The sequence below is a fragment of the Dellaglioa sp. CoH-57-MRSF-21 genome (assembly GCF_056781915.1).
In genome coordinates, this window is the sequence record NZ_JBXAXU010000048.1 from 1 (window position 1) to 529 (window position 529).

Below are 529 nucleotides of genomic sequence, written 5' to 3' on the forward strand. Positions count from 1 at the left end.
AGTTTGACTGTGGCACCGGTTGCCACTTTCGTGAATTCGAGCATGACGCGTTCCACATAGCCGTTGTCTTCCATGAACGGAAGCGTCGCATCTCCCTCCATCTCGAATTGAGTCTGGGGACCTTCGCGTACCAGACGATCAAGATCGCGGTATACGGCCTCGACGTTGTGCATCGGAATATCGAGCAACGGCTGCGTCCATTCGTTGAAGCTCTGAATCATATTGAGTGCCCATGCCACCCAAAATGACGCGTCCTCATCCACCTGCTTAAGGCGCTCGACGACGTTATGTTCCCGCAACTGCCGTTCCAGCTCTTCGTATCGCGCAAGACGCTGACCCACCAAGCGCTCGACTGCTGTTTGATTCATTATTCTTCCTCGCTGACTACTTCAGTTTTGGTGCCGCATCCGGGACAGAAGCAGAGTGGGAACGTGACGCTGGCACCGGACGCCGAAAACGAAAGTGCGTCGTTGTTGACGTGTGCATAGTGGCGCACGCGCTCATCGTCCGCACCGCGCACCACTAGGGT

1 protein-coding gene is annotated in these 529 nt (G+C 55.8%); it reads right to left on the reverse strand.

Annotated features, from left to right (window positions below):
* On the reverse strand, window positions 1-368 hold a 368-nt coding region (locus tag AC1RPQ_RS07845; RefSeq protein ID WP_481762241.1), incomplete at its 3' end, for a hypothetical protein.
* Window positions 369-529 lie beyond the last annotated feature (161 nt).